This window comes from Gemmatimonadaceae bacterium (assembly GCA_016720905.1).
Classification (GTDB): domain Bacteria; phylum Gemmatimonadota; class Gemmatimonadetes; order Gemmatimonadales; family Gemmatimonadaceae; genus Gemmatimonas.
In genome coordinates this window covers 210182-224388 of record JADKJT010000029.1, presented here as the reverse complement: position 1 = coordinate 224388, position 14207 = coordinate 210182, and the positions used below count along the sequence as shown (strand labels likewise).

Annotated in this window: 14 protein-coding genes; 3 read left to right on the top strand and 11 right to left on the bottom strand. The window is 64.7% G+C overall.

Going from position 1 to position 14207, the window contains the following annotated elements; all coding sequences use genetic code 11:
- Positions 1-9: 9 nt before the first annotated feature.
- Genes purL through truA form a run of 10 tightly spaced genes read right to left on the bottom strand, consistent with a single transcriptional unit; the run spans position 10 to position 10088 of the window.
- Positions 10-2319, bottom strand: coding sequence for a phosphoribosylformylglycinamidine synthase subunit PurL (purL, locus tag IPP90_17700; GenBank protein MBL0172508.1), 2310 nt, complete (start codon positions 2317-2319; stop codon positions 10-12).
- Entirely contained in the window at positions 2316-3020 is a 705-nt protein-coding gene (purQ, locus tag IPP90_17695; GenBank protein MBL0172507.1) for a phosphoribosylformylglycinamidine synthase subunit PurQ, read from the bottom strand. The genes purL and purQ overlap by 4 nt, the downstream gene beginning before the upstream one ends.
- Positions 3017-3274, bottom strand: a complete 258-nt coding sequence (gene purS, locus IPP90_17690; GenBank protein MBL0172506.1) for a phosphoribosylformylglycinamidine synthase subunit PurS — start codon at positions 3272-3274, stop codon at positions 3017-3019. The genes purQ and purS overlap by 4 nt, the downstream gene beginning before the upstream one ends.
- Entirely contained in the window at positions 3271-4173 is a 903-nt protein-coding gene (pssA, locus tag IPP90_17685) for a CDP-diacylglycerol--serine O-phosphatidyltransferase (protein ID MBL0172505.1), read from the bottom strand. Before pssA ends, purS begins: the two co-directional genes overlap by 4 nt.
- Positions 4170-4820, bottom strand: a complete 651-nt coding sequence (locus tag IPP90_17680; GenBank protein ID MBL0172504.1) for a phosphatidylserine decarboxylase family protein — start codon at positions 4818-4820, stop codon at positions 4170-4172. The genes pssA and IPP90_17680 overlap by 4 nt, the downstream gene beginning before the upstream one ends.
- A complete protein-coding gene (locus tag IPP90_17675) occupies positions 4820-5764 on the bottom strand; it encodes a phosphoribosylaminoimidazolesuccinocarboxamide synthase (protein MBL0172503.1) in 945 nt (314 codons plus the stop codon). Before IPP90_17675 ends, IPP90_17680 begins: the two co-directional genes overlap by 1 nt.
- Positions 5761-7200, bottom strand: a complete 1440-nt coding sequence (locus tag IPP90_17670) for an adenylosuccinate lyase (GenBank protein ID MBL0172502.1) — start codon at positions 7198-7200, stop codon at positions 5761-5763. The genes IPP90_17675 and IPP90_17670 overlap by 4 nt, the downstream gene beginning before the upstream one ends.
- Before the next feature lie 32 nt (positions 7201-7232).
- Positions 7233-8657 (bottom strand): trypsin-like peptidase domain-containing protein, encoded by a 1425-nt coding sequence (locus tag IPP90_17665; protein ID MBL0172501.1) that lies wholly within the window; start codon positions 8655-8657, stop codon positions 7233-7235.
- A 13-nt stretch (positions 8658-8670) separates the two neighbouring features.
- Entirely contained in the window at positions 8671-9339 is a 669-nt protein-coding gene (locus IPP90_17660) for a hypothetical protein (protein ID MBL0172500.1), read from the bottom strand.
- On the bottom strand, positions 9336-10088 hold the full coding sequence (gene truA, locus IPP90_17655; GenBank protein MBL0172499.1) for a tRNA pseudouridine(38-40) synthase TruA: 753 nt from the start codon (positions 10086-10088) through the stop codon (positions 9336-9338). Before truA ends, IPP90_17660 begins: the two co-directional genes overlap by 4 nt.
- Before the next feature lie 175 nt (positions 10089-10263).
- Here truA and IPP90_17650 point away from each other — a divergent pair, with 175 nt between their 5' ends.
- Together IPP90_17650 and trpD are read left to right on the top strand one after the other, a co-directional pair.
- Positions 10264-11574, top strand: a complete 1311-nt coding sequence (locus IPP90_17650) for a GAF domain-containing protein (GenBank protein MBL0172498.1) — start codon at positions 10264-10266, stop codon at positions 11572-11574.
- Positions 11564-12607 carry an anthranilate phosphoribosyltransferase gene (trpD, locus tag IPP90_17645; GenBank protein MBL0172497.1) on the top strand — a complete coding sequence of 348 codons (1044 nt, stop codon included), beginning with the start codon at positions 11564-11566 and terminating at the stop codon, positions 12605-12607. The genes IPP90_17650 and trpD overlap by 11 nt, the downstream gene beginning before the upstream one ends.
- A gap of 33 nt (positions 12608-12640) precedes the next feature.
- On the opposite strand, the gene lexA is transcribed toward trpD, so the two are convergent.
- Positions 12641-13249, bottom strand: coding sequence for a transcriptional repressor LexA (lexA, locus tag IPP90_17640; protein ID MBL0172496.1), 609 nt, complete (start codon positions 13247-13249; stop codon positions 12641-12643).
- A 46-nt stretch (positions 13250-13295) separates the two neighbouring features.
- On the opposite strand from lexA, the gene IPP90_17635 reads away from it, so the two are divergent.
- The gene (locus tag IPP90_17635) at positions 13296-14183 is read left to right on the top strand and encodes an indole-3-glycerol-phosphate synthase (GenBank protein ID MBL0172495.1); all 888 of its coding nucleotides are present in this window, start codon (positions 13296-13298) and stop codon (positions 14181-14183) included.
- Positions 14184-14207 lie beyond the last annotated feature (24 nt).

Below are 14207 nucleotides of genomic sequence, written 5' to 3'. Positions count from 1 at the left end.
AACTCCAGATCAGTCGGTGAGCGGCGCGTGCGAGGCGGCCACCGCATGCGCTGCGGGCGTCTCCCCGTCCATCGCCGTCGGAATCGCTTCGTGAAATGCGCGCGCCAACCAGGCAATCGGCGCGCTGAATGACTCGTCGGAAATCGTGAACTGTGCGCCACTGTCGGTGTCCGTCACGGTACCGATGACGTGCGCTGGCACCCCGTGCCGCTCGGCGATCGCCCGAACCGTCGTCGCGTCCGAGGTCGAGATCACCACGCGGGCATGCGCCTCGCCAAACAACAGTGCGCGATGGGGCAGGTGTGCCCATTTCGAGAGGTCGACGGCAAAGCCGAATGGCTGGTCGCGCTGCAGCATGGCACACTCCGCCAGTGCGACCGCCAGGCCCCCGTCACTGCAGTCGTGCGCCGAGCACACCACACCGGACGCAATCGCGTCCAGCAGCGCATCAATGAGCCGACGCTCCTGCGCCGGATCACAGACCGGCGGCTCACCGATGGTGAGACCGTGTATGGCCAGCAGGTACTCACTGCCGCCCAACTCGTCCGTCGGTTCGCCCAGCAGGACAATGTGATCGCCGGCACGCTGGAACGCGGACGGCGTCACATGCGCCAGTGATTCGATCACTCCGACCATGCCGATCGTCGGCGTCGGATGGATGGCGCCCTGCGGATTCTCGTTGTACAACGACACATTGCCACCGGTGACGGGTGTCTCCAACACCGTACACGCCTCGCCCATCCCGATTATCGCCTCGCTCAGCTGATAATACACTTCCGGTTTCTTCGGATTTCCGAAATTCAGGTTGTTGGTGATCGCGCGCGGGCGAGCCCCGGTACATGCCACATTGCGCGCCGCCTCACAGACCGCCGCGCGGCCGCCGTTTCGCGGTGAGAGCGCCACATGGCGACCATTGCCGTCAATGCACAAGGCGATGGCTTTGTTGGTGCCGTGCAGACGCACTACCGCCGCGTCGCTCCCCGGTCCACGCACCGTGCTGGTGCGCACCGTGGAATCGTACTGGCGCCAGACCCACGCTTTGCTCGCGATCGTCGGGGACGCCAGCAACCGCTCCAGCGTCCAGCCATGATCGCGCTCTTCCGCCAACGGCATGATGTCGGCCGGGTCCAGATGCCGGGCCGCCCGCAGCGACTCGCTCTCCACCCCTTGCAGCGTGTATTGCGGACACTCGGTCACCAACCGGGAGCCGGGGAACTCCGCCACCACGCGGTCGCCCTCGGTGACACGGTAGACGGGCTCCGCAATCACCTCACCTATGACGGCGGCCTCGAGATCCCAGCGAGAGAGAATCGCGCGAACCTGTTCCTCGTGTCCGAGCCGAGCCACCACCAGCATGCGCTCCTGCGATTCCGACAACAGGATCTCGTACGGCGTCATGCCATGTTCGCGCACCGGCACCTTGGTCACGTCAATGGTGACGCCGACATCACCGCGCTCCGCCATCTCGGCGGACGACGACGTCAGACCGGCGGCGCCCATATCCTGAATCGCCACGATGTGGCCGCTGCGAATCAGCTCAAGCGACGCTTCCAGGAGCAGCTTCTCGGTGAACGGATCGCCCACCTGCACCATCGGTCGCTTCGCCTCGCTCGCCGCCGACAGGTCTTCCGACGCGAACGAGGCGCCGTGAATTCCATCGCGACCGGTGCGCGCGCCGACCGCCATGATGGGATTGCCGACGCCTGACGCGACGGCGCGCATCAGTTCGTCCTCACGCATGAGACCGACGCACATCGCATTGACCAGCGGATTGCCCTCGTACGACGGATCAAACACCACTTCACCGCCCACGGTCGGCACACCCACGCAGTTGCCGTAGTCGCCGATGCCTTTGACGACACCGGCGAACAACCAGCGTACGCGACCCGAAGTGAGCGGCCCGAAGCGCAAGGAATTGAGCAGGGCAATGGGGCGCGCCCCCATGGTAAACACGTCGCGCAGAATCCCCCCGACCCCCGTGGCCGCCCCTTGATAGGGCTCGACCGCCGACGGATGGTTGTGCGACTCGATCTTGAAGGCCACTGCCCATCCGTCACCAACGGCAATCACCCCCGCATTCTCGCCGGGCCCCTGCAGGACCCAGGGCGCCTGTGTCGGCAGGGTCTTCAGCATCGGGCGGGAGTGCTTGTACGAGCAATGCTCACTCCACAGGGCACTGACGACACCGAGCTCCGTAAAAGTCGGCGCCCGTCCCAGCATCGTCAGCAACCGCTCGTATTCAAACGGGGTGATGCCATGTTCGGCGACGAGCGCCGGCGTGATCACGGGATCACCTGGTCGCGACTGGACGCGGCTCATGCGCTCACCGCCGACAGCATCGACTCGAGAATTGAGGCGAACAACGGCAAACCATCAGTGGACCCGAGTGCGGATTCCATCGCCCGTTCCGGATGCGGCATCATACCCAGCACATTGCCCGTGTGGTTGACAATACCGGCGATGTGGCGCTCGGATCCGTTGGGGTTGGCGGCATCCGTCGCCTCACCCAGCGCGTTCACGTAGCGAAAGACCACATGCCCCTCACCTTCGAGCCGCGCGAGTGTGTCCGGGTCGGCGGTATACCGACCATCACCGTGCGCAATGGGCACGCGGATCACCTGACCCACGTGATACTGCGAGGTGAACCGCGTCGCAATGCTCTCCACTCGCAGATTGACCGGCGCACTCACAAAACGAAGACTGGCATTCCGGAGGAGGGCGCCGGGCAATAACCCGGCCTCGCAGGCAATCTGGAATCCGTTGCAGATGCCCAGCACGGGGCCACCGCGATTGGCAAACGCCACAACTTCCCGCATGATCGGACTGAATCGCGCAATCGCGCCGGGCCGGAGATAATCACCATAGCTGAACCCACCCGGCAGGATGACCAGATCCACGCCCTGCAAGTCGTGATCCTTGTGCCAGCAGTACACGGCCTCCTGACCCAACACATCGGCGACGGCGCGATACGCATCCTCGTCGCAGTTCGATCCAGGGAAACGAATGATGCCTGCCTTCACGATTGCTCCACCGCCGCAATCTCGAAATCCTCAGTGACCGGATTCGCCAGCAGCTTTTCGCACATGGCCCGCGCCGCATCCCGTGCGGCGTCGGCCGACGTCGCTTCGGCATCCATCACGAGGTAGCGTCCGACGCGCACGTCGCCCACCTGCGGAAATCCAAGGGAGTGCAGGGCGTCAGCCACCGCCTTGCCCTGCGGATCAAGAATGCCTCGTCGGGGCACGATGTGAATCGACAGCCGATAACGGGTCATGCAGTGGAGTCCTCGCGGCCCGGGGCAAGGCCGGGATTGGATGGTGGAGTTCTGCGACGGCGACGCCGGCGGCGCCGGGCGGCGTCATTGTCGTCGTCATCATCATCATCGGCAACGACGTCTGCCGAGGGGTCGTCATGTCCGCCAGGAAGGCGGTCCAGCAACCCGAGGAATGCGGTGCGCCCGATCCCGTACAACACGTAGGTCATCAGGGCAGGGAAGAAAAACTGCTTCGGCAGAAAGATCACACCGACCATCGTGCCGACCACCAGCAGCAGTCCGAGAATGCCGCGGAGCGTGCGGAATCCCACCGATGGCACCTTGGCATACTGCACGTTGCTGATCATGAGCATGCCGAGCCCCAGCATGACCCATCGCAGCATCTGATGCCATGGCAGGTCGCCGATCATCGTCTCGGTGTACAGCGACGTCTGGCTGAACCAGTAGTACGTCGCCAGCGTCATGCCGGCCGCCGGGCTCGGCAAGCCTGTGAAGTGCGTGGTCTTGCGGCCAGCCTGTTCGACATTGAAACGCGCCAGTCGCATCACGGCGCAGGCGGTGAAGAAGAAGCAGAAAATCCACTCCCAGCGTCCGCCCTGCAACACGGCGAAATACATGATCAGCGCGGGGGCGGTGCCGAAGGAAATGGCATCGACGAGTGAATCGAGTTCTTCGCCGAAACGCGTGCCCGATTTCGTGGCGCGCGCGATACGGCCATCAAGTGTGTCGGCGATCGCGCCAAAGACGATATAGCGCGCGGCCGCGTCGAATTCACCGCGAGAGGCCGCGACAATCGCAAAGATGCCGAAGAACAGATTCGCCAGCGTGAAACCGTTTGGCAGCGCGATGGCCGCGTTGGGGCGCGGTCGTCGCGGTCGGATCCCGACGTCGGCGCTCACGTGGTGGCCAGCCGTGCGATGACCGTCACACCCGCCTCGGTGCGCTGCCCGACGGCCACCTGCAGGGTGGCGGACGGGGGAAGAAACACATCCACCCGCGAACCGAATCGTATCAATCCCATCCGCGCGCCCTGCGTCGCATGATCACCATGGGCGGAATCGGTGATGATACGCCGGGCAATGAGACCGGCAATCTGGCGTACCAGGATTCGATGCGGTCCGCTGACGATCCCGACCGACGCTTGCTCATTCTCCGCGCTGGAGGCCTCGGAGATGGCATTCAGGAACTTGCCGGTCGTGTGCACGACATGCTCGACGATGCCGTTGACGGGGTACCGGTTGACGTGCACGTCAAACACGTTCATGAAGATCGACACCCGCATCGTGGGCCCGTGCACAAAGGTCGGTTCGTCGATTGGCACGATCAGGACGACACGTCCATCTGCCGGCGCAATCACGACACCCGCTCCTCGTTCTCCGGAGCGCTCGGGATTGCGAAAGAACCAGGCGACCCATAGCGCCACGATGGTGAGCAGGAAGGCAACCAGCCACAGCGGCCACGAGCGGAGCCGCAGCGCGGCGGCAAAGGTCAGTGCGGCCAACGCCGCAGCGCCGACAATGAATGGATAGCCTTCGCGGGCAAACATCAGGAGGGATCCTCTGGGAGTCCGAGACCGGACACATCAAGCGGTGAGCCCGTCAAACGATGGAAGGCATCACGATAGCGAAGACTCGTGGCACGAATGATCTCCGGCGGAAGCGTCGGCGGTGGCGCTTCGCCATTCCAGCGACCAGCCTGCCGTTCGCGGTCGAGCCAATCGCGCAGCGGCTGTTTATCGAAACTGGGTTGTCCGCGACCAGGCGCATAGTCGGCGGCTGGCCAGAATCGCGAGCTGTCCGGAGTGAGCACTTCGTCGATCAGCAGCAGTTGGCCGTCCCGCCAGCCGAACTCGAACTTGGTGTCGGCCACGATGATGCCTTTCGGTTCCGCGGTGGCGCGACCAAACTCGTAGATCGTGCGCGCCAGTCGTTCAAGGGTCGCCGTCGTCTCGGCACCGAGTGACGACACCACCTGCGCGATCGTGATGTTCTCATCATGTCCGGTTTCCGCCTTGGTGGCCGGACTGAAGAGTGGCGGATCCAGTCGGTCGCTCTCCCGCAGTCCCGACGCCAGTCGCTCGCCAGCCAGCGTGCCTGACTGACGGTATTCCTTCCAGGCGGATCCGGTGATATAACCGCGCACGACGCATTCGATGGGTACCACGTCGGCCGCGACACACAGCATCGTCCGACCGGCAAGCTGATCGCGATACGCCGCCAATTCCGGAACTCGACGGATGATCTCGTTCGTGTCGGCCGTCAACAAGTGATGCGCGACACGGGTGTTCAACTGGTCGAGCCACCACGCCGTGAGTTGGGTGAGCACCGCGCCTTTGAACGGAATAGCCTCATGCATCACCACATCGAACGCACTGATGCGGTCGGTCGTGACCAGCAGCAGGCGGTCGGCGCCTACCGCGTACACATCGCGGACTTTGCCACGACGTACCAGAGGCAGCGGTAACTGCGTCGTCAGGAGTGCGGGACTCATACGCGAACCTCTTCGATGGCGGCGTCAGATCGGTCTCGCGCCAGCCATGGCGCGACCTCTTCATCGCAGAACTCAACCACTTGCTGCGGCGCGCGCCCCACGAAGCGGTGCGGATCAGCCGCCGCGCGCAGGTCGTCAAGCGGGATGCCGAACGCCGGATCGGCGGCCAGCCGTTCCAGCAGGTCATTGTGCAGCGCACCGTCCTTCACCGCGCGAGCGGCCGCAATACTGTGGCCGCGAATGAGTTCGTGCGCCTCCTGACGGTCGCCGCCAGCGCGCACGAAGCGCACGATGAGTTCTTCGGTGGCCATGAACGGCAACTCGTCATCAACCCGGCGTCGGATTCGCGCGGGATGGACTTCGAGTCCACGCACGATATTCTGCATCAGGACGAGCAGGGCATCCGTGGCCAGAAAGGCTTCGGGGATCACCAGGCGCCGGTTGGCCGAGTCGTCGAGCGTGCGCTCGAAATACTGCACCGCGTGCGTCTGATTGGCGTTCGGTTCCAGCGACAGGACAAACCGGGCCAGCGCCGCGATACGCTCGGAACGCATCGGGTTGCGCTTGTAGGCCATCGCCGACGAACCGATCTGCTGCGACTCGAAGGGTTCCTCGATCTCGCCGAACGCCTGCAGCAATCGGATGTCGCCGGAAAACTTTGAGGCGGTGGCGGCAATGCCCGCAACCACGTCGAGTACCTGGGCATCCACCTTGCGCGTGTAGGTCTGTCCCGACACGGGAATCGATGCGGTGAACCCCATGTGCGCGGTGACCATGCGGTCCAGTTCACGGACGCGTTCGTGATCGCCATCGAACAGCGTCAGGAAACTGGCCTGCGTGCCGGTGGTGCCCTTCACGCCCCGAAACGGCAGACGTGCCACCCGCGACTCCAGGTCGTCGAGATCGAGCAGGATGTCCTGCATCCACAGCGTCGCGCGCTTGCCAACCGTCGTCAACTGCGCCGGCTGCAGATGCGTATAGCCCAGCGCCGGCATGTCCTTCCAGGTCCGCGCAAAGACATCGAGCGCGGCCAGCGCATCCAGCAGTTTCTCACGCAGCAACGCCAGACCGCGCCGCATCAGGATCAGTTCGGCATTATCCGTGACGTAACAACTGGTTGCACCGAGATGAATGAACTTGCGGGCATCCGGCGCGACATCACCAAAGGCATGCACGTGGGCCATGACATCGTGCCGGAATCGACGCTCATACTCCGCCACCGCGGCGAAATCGATGTCATCCAGGTGCGCCCGCATGGCGGTCAACGCCGCGTCGGGGATGTGAATGCCCAGCGACTGCTGTGATTCGGCGAGCGCCAACCACAGGCGACGCCACAGGCCATAGCGCGTGGAGGGTCCCCATAGCGTCAGCATGGCACGCGACGCGTAGCGTTCGGCGAGCGGCGAACTGTATGTCGAGTGATCGGTATCGGTCACGGCAAGGGCGAAGGCAGAGCGAACACGCGAAATCAGCGCAAGGAAAATGATGTTTGCATCAACTGGCGCCCACGTTCGAACACCAGCACCACGGGACCTCGGCCACCGTCGCGCTCAATGGCGCTCGACGCCGCCTCGGCACTACCCACCCGCGAACGCCCGACCTGCACGATCACATCACCCGCCTGCAAGCCGATGATATCGCTGATGCGATCGGGCACCTTGTAGACCAGCGCCCCAGCGGAGACGGCAATGCCGCGCTCCTGTCGGATCACGTCCGTCAGGGACACCAACTGCAGATCAGTGAGCACGGTGACTTTTGGCGCACTGACTTCGGGCGGTTCGGCCACGGTCACCGTGGTGCTGATTTCCCGACCGCCGCGCTTGACGACCATCGGAATCGCTTCGCCCACCCGAACATCCAGCAGCCGCGCCTCCCAATCAAATGGGTTCCGCACCTGCCGTGTCCCCGCGCGTACAATCTGATCACCGACGCGAATACCCGACCGCTCAGCGGGTGACCCGGGCACCACCCGGCCCACGATTGCGCCCGCCGATGCCGCTTCGCGCGCACTCTGCGCTTGCGAGGCCTGCAGTCGCAAGCCAACCCACGGCTGACGCACCGAACCGTGCTCCAGCAGATCTTCCACAATGCGTTTGGTTCGGTCAATCGGAATCGCGAAACCCAGTCCGACCGAGCCGCCACTTGGCGAATAGATCGAGCTGTTGACACCGACCACTTCTCCCATGGCGTTGACCAACGGTCCCCCGGAATTTCCGGGATTGATCGCGGCATCCGTCTGGATCATGTCGACGTAGACGCCGCCACCCTCGTTCCGCCCCGCCAGGTTGCGCCCGACGGCGCTGACCACCCCAACGGAGACGCTTGGCTCGCTGTTGCCGAGAACGAACCCGAATGGGTTGCCGATGGCGATGGACCACTCACCCACCAAGAGATCGGACGACGTGCCAAGCGGCGCGACCGGCAGGCGCGTGGCGGCAATCTTCACGACGGCGAGATCGTTGGTTTCGTCAAGGCCGATGACTTTCGCTTCAAACGTCGTTCCGTCGCGCATGGCGACGCTCACCTTGCTGGCGCCGCCGATAACGTGCGCGTTGGTGACGATGACACCATCGGCGCGCACGATGAATCCGGAACCGATGCCGGCGCTGCGTCGCTCCCCAGACCGCTCCCCGTTGAAGAACTCAAAGAAATCCGCCGGAACCCGTTCGACCGTTTCGGTCTGCACCGTGACGACCGACGGCGCGACGCGTTCGACCGCTGTGGTGATCGCCGTGCGCCGGGATGCCGCAACGGACTGCGCCGGCAACGCACCCGGTGTCGATGGCGCGGCCGGTGGCAGCGTGCGCGCCTGCGCCGCGGAGCGCTCAGGCGTCGCCCCCTGACAACCGGCTGCCAGCACGGCGCAACTGAGGAAGAAAGTCAGGCGCGACACGGTATACAGTGTGTCAGGATGACGTGACACGCAGCCGCTCCCCGTGCGACGAACGGCGGGTACCATCCGGCAAGGACTGATCCGTATAGGGGTACGCCAGGAGCGCATGCAGGCTGGCCGCGCCAATGACTGCGGCATCAGCACCCGCCAACGCGCTGGCCACGAGTGCGCTGCCCGCAGCGGGAAACACGGCCACAAGATTTGTTTCGGCGGCCATGGCATCGCACAGGAGTCGGGATTCCCGAATCACCCGCGACCCATCGGCACCAGCGGCATCGAGTCGATCGACATCGATGAATACGAACGCCGCGCCAGTGCGCGCCGCCAGCATCGCCTGCGCGGCCGATCCGACAAACGTGGCCGCCACGCGCACACCACCCTGGGCCAATCGATGCAGCAGCGGGATATACGGTTCAGTGAACGGCATCTGCACGACGACGGTGTCGGCGGCGCGCCCCAGACGCTCGGCCTCTGCCTCCGCCGCCTCGGCCGTCGTGGCCGCCAGCGCGACGAAGACTGGCATCGCGACCGCACGCGCAAACTCAGCCAGCCATGCCATGGCGTCCTCCGGGGATGCGGCATCGCGCAAGGCGGCGTCGGGAAGGACAACACCGTCAATCAGTGCGCGTTCTGCCGCCCATCGAACATCGTCAAGCGCGTCGGTCGCCAGATATAGCTTCACGGAAGGTCGAGGTAGAGCGTGGGGGGATACACCACCTGGTGGAGCGAAAGTCCATGCGCCGGCGCTGGTGCCGCCGTTTCGGTGTTCTGCGCGACAGTCAGTAACCGCGAGATCGTGCCACGCGGCCGACGTCCCAGAGCCACTTCGACCATCGTCCCGACAAGAAAGCGCACCATGTGATGAAGAAAGCGGTTTGCCACGATTTCGAAGACCCAGCCCCCGTCGCGACCCCTCCAGGTAGCGTCAGCAATCACGCATCGGTGGTGGTCGTCAATCGGCGCCGTATGCGCCACCGCGAACGCGCGAAACTGATGTTCCCCCAACAAGTCCGCTGCTTCGGAGGTCAACGCATCGAACTCCAAGGGCCTCCCAAGCGCCCACTCATATCGGCGACGAAACGGTGACCGCGCCCCCTCGTCAGCCCCAACAAGATAGCGGTATCGCCGCGCGATTGCGCTCCGCCGAGGATGAAAATCCGGGGTCATCCGGTGCGCCGATTGCACCCAGATATCCTTCGGGAGGAGGGCGTTCATCGCACGCTGGAGTGTCGACGGCGTCCAGCGGGGCGCTACGCGGACACCCACCGCCTGCCCATGGGCATGCACGCCGGCATCTGTGCGGCCGGCCCCGATTGCCGGTGTGGGGTGATTGCACAGTCGCGCCAGCACACGCTCCATCTCGCCTTGAACGGTGCGCGCCTCAAGTTGGCGCTGCCAGCCGGCAAACTGCCCGCCGTCGTATTGCGTCACGAGCAGAATCGCGTGGGGCTCCATGTAGCGATCAAGCTATGTCCTGCGCCGCACTGCTTCAACCGATCCGGTGCACACCGCCTGGAGAATTCTCGGGCCGCCGCGCACTTCTTCCGTTCGGCGAACGACTACCCCATTGCGCCGTTGCGGCCGAGGCTGTTTTGTCCTTTCGTCCATGCCTCCTCGCTCACTCGCCTCTCTTGCCCATGCGCTGGGCGCCATCGCCGATCTCGATGGTGCGATGATCGCGCTTGGCGAATGTCTGGCCGAGCTCGATCGTGGGGCGACAGTCGCCCTCGTGCACTATGACGCCCGGCGCGACATGCTCCGCGAGCGGCTTTCGCCGGTCGGGGCGCAGGTGGCCCGGTCGTCCCTGGAGACCACCTACGATCACCTTCCGGAACCGCTTCGGGCCAAGGTGACGACCGGGGGACAGTTCATCGATGTGACGGACAAGTCCGCGGATTATGCCCGGCTGTTCGGCTTTGGATCGGGACTGGATGGGGGGATGCTGTCGCTTCGGGGATTGCGCGTCGAAGGCGTTCTGGCCGCCGTCCTCGCGCTGTACGAGCCGCGCAAGATCTTCGGCACCCGCACGACCGAACGGCTGGCCCCGGCACTCGCGCTCTTTGATCTCGCCTTAGGCCGTCTCGCCGAGCGTGATGCGCGTGAAGAGGCCGTGAAAACGCTCGAAGACGTGACTCAGCGTGTGCACGGTGAATACGTGCGAAAGCTGAGTCACCTGGAGGCGGAGCTGCGCGAAGCCCGGACAACCCCGCGCGACACGGGCGCCCTCGGCGTCGTGGAAGCGGTCGCGCTGCAGGCGGACGCGGCGAGGGCGGGGGAGGAAGTGCGCCGGGCGGCGCGACGCGCGGAGCTGGCGGAGCAACAGCTGGCTTCGGCCGTAGGCCAGTTGGAACAGACGCACATCGAGCTCCATCGTCGCAGCGAGGCGCTCCGCCAGCGCACCCGCACGCTCTACCTGTTGGACCGCCTCCTGACACTTGATGCGGTGACGCGCGAACCGCGCGCGCTGGTGGATGGGCTGCTGGCGCTGGTCGGTGATGACATGCAGGCCCAACGCTGCTCGCTGATGCTGCTGGCTCCCGAGCCAGATCATCTGTATCTGGCGGCGGCACGCGGTATTGCGCCGCATATCATCGAAGGGATGCGCATCCGGATCGGCGAAGGGGTCGCTGGTCGTGTCGCGGCGGCTCGCGAACCACTGCTGGTGCAGGATGTGCAAAATGCCTCGCAGCATCCGCTCCTCCGCGATCAGTACTTCACGACGGGCAGCTTCATCAGCTTTCCGCTGGTCTATCACGATCAGTTGGTGGGTGTGTTGAACCTGACCAACCGCGCGCAGCGCGGGGTCTATGGCGATGAAGATGTCGAACGGGTAAGGCTGCTGGGTTTGGTGATTTCGCTCATCGCGTCCCGGCACCGGTTGTCCGAACAACTGTTAGAGGCCATCAGTGTCCAGTGAGGCGCTGGCGCATGCGATCCGTCGACTTGCCGCGCACGAATCACTGGATGGCCCGTCCATCACGAAGGCGTTTGATGTGATCATGCGGGGTGAGGGCACCCCCGTGCAGGTCGCGGCGCTTCTGATGGCGCTTCGGGTGAAAGGCGAGACGGCGGCCGAGGTGGCCGGCGTCGTGGAAGCGCTGCGCACGGCCATGGTGGTGGTGCCAGCCGATTGCCCCGAGGAACTGGTCGATACGTGCGGCACGGGCGGCGGCGCGATGACCACGTTCAATATCTCCACGGCCGCTGCGTTGCTGGCAGCGGGCCTCGGCGTTCGGGTCGCGAAACACGGGAATCGATCGTTCACTTCCCGCTCCGGGAGCGCTGACGTACTGGAAGCGCTGGGCGTTTCGCTCGACATGCCTCCCGCCGCCATGGCGCGTACGCTGGAGACGGCCGGCATCGTGTTTATGTTCGCTCCGCTGATGCATCCGGCGTTACGACACGTTGGCCCCGTACGCCGCGAATTGGGCGTTCCAACGGTCATGAATATTGTCGGGCCATTGGCCAATCCGGCACGTGCCGGACGTCAGGTTGTGGGTGTCGCGGAACCGACCCGACTGACTTTGCTCGCCGAGGCGCTGGCAACGCTCGGCACTCAGCGGGCGCTCGTGGTGCACGGCGCACCAGGTCTGGATGAGATTTCCCCGATCGGATCGACCGACGTCATTGAAGTGGTCGACGGCCAATTATCATCGTGGAGCATCGACCCGGCGATGGCGGATATCACTGGCGTGCGGCCTGAAGATCTGGCCGGTGGAGATCCGGCCGCGAATGCCAAGCTGGTGCTTGACGTGCTCGCGGGAGCCGGATCACCAGCCGCGCGCGCCGCCGTAGTGCTGAATGCGGCAGGTGCCTTGTATGTGAGCGGTCAGGAGCACGACTACCGACAGGCGGTTGCGCGCGCGCGCGCGGGCCTGAGTGCGGGGGCCGGGCTGGACGCGCTACACCGACTCCGAGACGCCTCGCGACAGGCCGCTCGCCCGCTCTGAGCTGAAACACACGCGCCAGCCTCATCGGCTTTATCAGTAGCGCCGCAAGACCCCCACGACGATGCCTTGGATACGCACATCGTCTTCGTGCACATACAGGGGGGACATCGTTTCATTGGCGGGTTGCAGACGAATCCGGCCGTCCCGTTCGCGATAATATCGCTTGACGGTGGCCGCTGCACCGTCGAGCAGGGCGATAACCATCTCCCCATTATCCGCTGCCTGCCGATCGTTCACGACGACGAAGTCCCCGTCACTGATGTGGTCCTCGATCATGGAATCACCGCGCACCCGCAGCACATAGTGGCTGCCGTTCTTGCGGAGAAATCCGTCAGGAACCGCCATCGTCTCGCCGGACGACAACGCCTCGATGGGCGAGCCGGCGGCAACCGAGCCCAGGAGCGGCAGTTCGACCGAGCGCTGGAAAACGTCCGAGGGAAGAATCTCGATGGCGCGACTCTCGTTGTACGAACGCTTGATGTAGCCCTTGCGTTCGAGGTTCGTGAGGTGCTCGTGAACCGTGGCCAGCGAGTTATAGTTGAATTGCAGCGCGATTTCCTCGAAACTCGGAGCATACCCGTTGGACTCCTGGTACTCCGTGAGATACGACAAAATCTCTCGCTGTCGCTTGGTCAGCGGCATGGCGCCTCCGTTGGGTTCTGCGCGTTTCCGGCTGCGCCCTTGCGGCATGATCCGTCGTGATACAGGACCGAAAAGGCGCCGAATCCACACTAACCGAAGACAGGCCGAAGTGCAAGCATTTTCCGCGACGGAGCGCTGGGATCCACCTACGGGGACCCTGGGTGACCTGACACGAGCTTCGTTTGAGCGTGCAGCGGCTGTCGCGGCCGATCTCGCCGAGCTGCGGGCGCGGGCGGCTGCGAGTCCTCCAGCCGTTCCGTTCGCGTCGGCCCTTCGCGGTCCCTGCCTTCGCCTGATTGCCGAGGTCAAGCGGGCCTCGCCCTCAAAGGGCGCGATTGCTCCAGGTCTCGATGCGGCCGACCGCGCGACCCTTTATGTAGAGGGTGGAGCCACGGCCATCTCGGTGCTGACGGAGCCCTCGCGATTCGGCGGCTCGCTGCAGGATCTGGAGGACGTCGCCAGACGCGTCGCGGTGCCGGTCATTCGCAAGGATTTCATCGTCGCGCCGATTCAACTGTGGGAAGCCCGTGCGGCAGGGGCCTCCGCCGCACTGCTCATCGCCCGCGCCCTGTCGCCCGATCTCCTGACACGGTTGGTGGCGAGTGCGCAGGAGGTCGGTCTCGCCGTCCTCGTCGAAGTGCGTGACGAGCGCGAACTCGCGCGCGCCCTGCGCGTCGGCGCGACCGTCATCGGGGTCAACAACCGCGATCTGGAGACACTGATCATCGATCCGTCGACGGCTCCGCGGCTGATTCGCTCGATTCCGGCTGCCTGCATTGCCGTCGCGGAGAGCGGGATGCGTCAGGTCGAGGATGTGCTCCCAGCAGCGGCCGCCGGCGCGGATGCGATCCTGGTGGGGAGCGCCATCTCGGCGTCTGCGAACCCGACCGCGGCCGTCCAAGCATTGTCGCGTGTACCTCGCCGAACGCGCTGATTCACGCATCATGCGAAACCCCAC

Bases quoted from the DNA above. Each gene is read 5' to 3' on its own strand.
- purL (MBL0172508.1), bottom strand. From the start codon at position 2,319: ATGAGCCGCGTCCAGTCGCGACCAGGTGATCCCGTGATCACGCCGGCG.
- purS (MBL0172506.1), bottom strand. From the start codon at position 3,274: ATGACCCGTTATCGGCTGTCGATTCACATCGTGCCCCGACGAGGCATT.
- IPP90_17680 (MBL0172504.1), bottom strand. From the start codon at position 4,820: ATGTTTGCCCGCGAAGGCTATCCATTCATTGTCGGCGCTGCGGCGTTG.
- IPP90_17675 (MBL0172503.1), bottom strand. From the start codon at position 5,764: ATGAGTCCCGCACTCCTGACGACGCAGTTACCGCTGCCTCTGGTACGT.
- IPP90_17650 (MBL0172498.1), top strand. From the start codon at position 10,264: ATGCCTCCTCGCTCACTCGCCTCTCTTGCCCATGCGCTGGGCGCCATC.
- lexA (MBL0172496.1), bottom strand. From the start codon at position 13,249: ATGCCGCTGACCAAGCGACAGCGAGAGATTTTGTCGTATCTCACGGAG.
- IPP90_17635 (MBL0172495.1), top strand. From the start codon at position 13,296: ATGATCCGTCGTGATACAGGACCGAAAAGGCGCCGAATCCACACTAAC.